Below are 3,209 nucleotides of genomic sequence, written 5' to 3'. Positions count from 1 at the left end.
GCAATCAGTACTTCCGCAATTGCCATTAGCGCCAGGGATGAATCCCATGGAGAGGGAACGGCAACCCTTGCGGGCAACACATAACTTGCAATCCTGCCAACCGGAGACATCCAGCTGTCGGTGACCAGTGCCACCGTTGCGCCCTGCTTGGCGGCTGCTTCCGCGAACTGAATGATCTCTGCCTGATAGCGTCGGATATCGAAGACCAGGACAACATCTTTGGTACCGATACCGAGAAGCTGATCAAGCCAGTTGCCCTGCTGGCCGGCGATATGCGTCACGTTGGAGCGCACAATCCTGAGATGCGCGGCCATGTACCTGGCCAGGCCGTCGGTGAAGCGGCCACCGATCAGATGAATCGTCTTGCGCTCGTCCGACAAGAGCCTGATAAGACCCTCGATTTCACCTTTAGGTAGGTGAGCGAAAGTTTCCCGGACATTCTCCAGGAGTTGACTGACATGGGGGTCGCCATCGGGTTCTTTCGTCAGATTCGCGCTGCGCGCGAGCGGGGAATTCAACTGGTTTTCGAGTTCACCGCGCAGTTTTTTCTGAAATTCCGCAAAGCCCGGAAACCCCAACCTGCCGATGAAGCGCAGGATTGTCGGAGAGCTGACACCGGCTGCTTCGGCAAACTGTGCAACTGTCCCCAGGCCCTGCATCGGATAATTTGCCATCAGAGCGTGTGCCGCCTTTTTTTCCGTGGCGGTGAATTCGTCCAGCCGGTCGCGAATATCATCCAATAGCGGGCGGTCCATGAGTGTTGCTCCTCAAAACGGCTTTTGCGATCCGGCATGTCGAATTTCATTTGACAGCGGCATCTTTCTGCGTATCAAATATTACAGATCTTAGTTCAGTCGGCAATCCTGTAACAAACATTACAAATCGTCGACCTAGATTTTAAGTGGGAGCGGGGAATGGGTGTGAGCCCACAATCAGGCGGAATGGCCAGGGCTGTTGTTGTAGAAAACGCAGAAGGGACGGGCCCTTTTGTGTTCCTGTGTGACCATGCTTCCAACTTCTTTCCGCCCCCATATGACGAATCTCTTGGGCTCTCGGACGCGGACAAGTCTGCTCACATTGCCTGGGATCCGGGTGCCATGGGTGTTGCCAGCGAACTGGCGGAAAACCTGAATTCACCCCTGGTGCATACTTCCGTTTCGCGGTTGATCATTGATTGCAATCGGGAGGAAAGCAGATCTGACCTGATCCCGAGTTTGAGCGAGACCACGCAGATTGTCGGCAACCGAAACCTTTCTGCGGATGAGAAGGCGTTTCGGCTCAATCTGGTGCACCGTCCGTTCCACAAGGCGATAAACAAGGTTCTGAACTGGCGCCTGGAGCAAGGTTTGCCGACGGCGGTCGTGTCGATCCATTCCTTTACCCCCGTCTACAAGGGCAATGCCAGACCCTGGGAGATCGGCCTGATCTACGAGAAGGACCGACGCTTGGCCGATCCCGTTCTCGCAGAGCTTAAGGCGCGGGGCGATCTGACTGTCGGCGACAATGAACCTTATGCTCCGTCCGACGGTGTCTACTACACGATCCGGCGCCACGGGGAAGACCGGAAACTGCCCTGCCTGATGATCGAAATCCGAAATGACGAAGTGACAACGGCTGGAGAAGAGGCGCGCTGGGCTGAAATGCTGACACCGATCCTGAACAGGGCGGCGCTGTCCAGCTTCAAAATACCCGATGGAGGCACCGATGCTTAAGGCGGCCTGCTTCTACGTTCGTATGGTTGAAAGCTTCAACCGGCGCCTCGGCAAAGTCATCATGTGGGGGGTCTTTGTCATGGCGGCGATCCTGCTGTGGTCCTCCATCTCGAAGACCTTCTTCAATCCTTCACTGTGGACTCTCGAAGTCGCCCAGTTCGCCATGGTCGCCTATTACGTACTAGGCGGCCCGTATTCGATCCAGCTTGGTTCGAATGTGAGGATGGACCTTTTTTACGCCGAATGGAGCCTGAAAAAGAAGGCCTGGTTCGACGCGTTCACGGTCCTGCTTCTGATCTTCTATCTCGGTGTCCTTCTGTACGGTGCGCTGAACTCGACCGCCTATTCGCTCGGATATTTCGGCAAGGAACCTTTCGCTTTTTACTGGGACCTGATCACTGCCTTCGTTACCGGCGGTCCGGAAGCAGCCAGCGAGAAGCTCGGCTACATCGAACGCAGTCCGACTGCCTGGCGGCCTTACCTGTGGCCGGTCAAGCTCGTCATGATTTTCGGATTTTTCCTGATGCTCCTGCAGTGTGTTGCTGAACTTTTGAAAGATATCGCCCGGATCAAGGGAGAGACGATCTGATGTCTTATGAGATGATCGCTCTTCTCATGTTCTCGTCGATGATGCTGATGCTTCTGACAGGGCAACGCGTCTTCGGTGCCATCGGTGGTATAGCGGCAATTGCAGCGCTTGCGCTGTGGGGAACCGGTGGTGGAGATATCCCGTTTTCCGCCGCGATGAAGCTGATGAAGTGGTACCCGCTGCTGACGTTGCCGATGTTCATTTTCATGGGCTATGTGCTGTCCGAAACCAAGATTGCGGACGATCTCTACAAGATGTTCCATGTCTGGATGGGGCCGATCAATGGCGGCCTCGCCATCGGAACAATCTTGCTGATGGTTCTGATATCGGCGATGAACGGTCTTTCCGTTGCCGGGATGGCCATCGGCGCAACCATAGCCTTGCCGGAACTTCTGAAACGAAAATACGACAAGCGCATGGTCACGGGGGTGATCCAGGCTGGATCCTCGCTCGGGATTCTTGTGCCGCCCTCGGTGGTGCTGGTGCTGTATGCAATGATCGCACGTGCTCCTGTCGGGCAGCTTTGGCTCGCCGGGGTGATGCCGGGTCTGATGATGGCCGGCATGTTTGTCATCTACATTGCTGTTCGCTGCAAGATCCAACCCGAACTGGGGCCCGCCCTTTCGGAAGACGAACGGACGGCGTCGAAGGACGAGAAGTATCATCTTCTGCTTGCCGGCATTTTGCCGATCGTCATCTTTGCCGCGATGATGGTGCCGTTCGTAATGGGCAAGACCAGTCTCGTGGAAGCGTCTGCCATCGGTGCGCTGACCGCTCTGCTCGCCTCGATCCTTCGTCGTCGCATGACATGGGACATACTGATCCTGTGTCTGAAGAATACCCTTGGCATTTCCTGCATGTTCATGTGGATCATCCTGGCTGCACTCGGCTTTGGAGCGGTGTTTGAC

General features: G+C 55.6%; 4 protein-coding genes. 3 read left to right on the top strand and 1 reads right to left on the bottom strand.

All coding sequences use genetic code 11. From position 1 onward, the window contains the following. The coding region (locus K5905_RS30520) for a MurR/RpiR family transcriptional regulator (RefSeq protein WP_297591485.1) at positions 1 to 755 on the bottom strand (755 nt) is incomplete at its 3' end. A gap of 159 nt (positions 756 to 914) precedes the next feature. Here K5905_RS30520 and K5905_RS30515 point away from each other — a divergent pair. The 3 genes from K5905_RS30515 to K5905_RS30505 all read left to right on the top strand — a co-directional run. Then, complete coding sequence (locus tag K5905_RS30515) at positions 915 to 1,712, top strand: N-formylglutamate amidohydrolase (protein WP_297591484.1); 798 nt, start codon at positions 915 to 917, stop codon at positions 1,710 to 1,712. Beyond that, a complete protein-coding gene (locus K5905_RS30510) occupies positions 1,705 to 2,301 on the top strand; it encodes a TRAP transporter small permease subunit (protein ID WP_297591483.1) in 597 nt (198 codons plus the stop codon). The genes K5905_RS30515 and K5905_RS30510 overlap by 8 nt, the downstream gene beginning before the upstream one ends. Next, positions 2,301 to 3,209: TRAP transporter large permease subunit (locus tag K5905_RS30505; RefSeq protein WP_297591482.1), on the top strand; the 909-nt coding region annotated here is incomplete at its 3' end. The genes K5905_RS30510 and K5905_RS30505, both read left to right, overlap by 1 nt.

It is taken from the genome of Roseibium sp., assembly GCF_025698965.1.
GTDB lineage: Bacteria > Pseudomonadota > Alphaproteobacteria > Rhizobiales > Stappiaceae > Roseibium.
Note: the sequence above shows the minus strand (reverse complement) of the source record. Positions and strands in the feature narration are given on the sequence as shown.